The sequence below is a fragment of the Mesorhizobium sp. M1E.F.Ca.ET.063.01.1.1 genome, from assembly GCF_003998155.1.
Classification (GTDB): Bacteria; Pseudomonadota; Alphaproteobacteria; order Rhizobiales; family Rhizobiaceae; genus Mesorhizobium.
The window spans coordinates 1-456 of the sequence record NZ_RZSC01001601.1; the positions used below are offsets into that span (position 1 = coordinate 1).

Below are 456 nucleotides of genomic sequence, written 5' to 3' on the forward strand. Positions count from 1 at the left end.
GGGCGTGCCGATGCGCGTCGGCGGCTTCGGTGGCGCGGAAGGGCTTGCGGGCTATCTCCGTGAAGAACACATCGATCTGCTGATCGACGCGACGCATCCTTACGCGGCGCGCATTTCGGCCAATGCCGCTGAAGCGGCCAGGCAAACCGGTTTGCCGATCCTCGCCCTGCGTCGCCCGGGCTGGGAGCCGGTCACGGGCGATCGCTGGACGCTGGTCGACAGCGTCACCGAAGCGGCGCGGGCGCTTGGCACCGCCGCGCGCCGCGTGTTCCTGGCGATCGGCCGGCAGGAGGCCGGTGCCTTCGAGGCTGCTCCGCAGCATCGCTATCTCATCCGCAGCGTCGATCCGGTGGAGCCGAAGCTGGCGGTGCCGGATGCGGTCTACCTGCTGGCGCGCGGGCCGTTTCCGGAAGCAGATGAAAGGGCGCTGCTCGAAAAGCACGGCATCGATGTTGT

General features: G+C 68.9%; 1 protein-coding gene. It reads left to right on the plus strand.

The features are described from left to right. Nucleotides 1-456, plus strand: a 456-nt coding sequence (locus tag EOA29_RS39985) for a precorrin-6A/cobalt-precorrin-6A reductase (RefSeq protein WP_189479204.1), incomplete at both ends; no start/stop codon positions are given.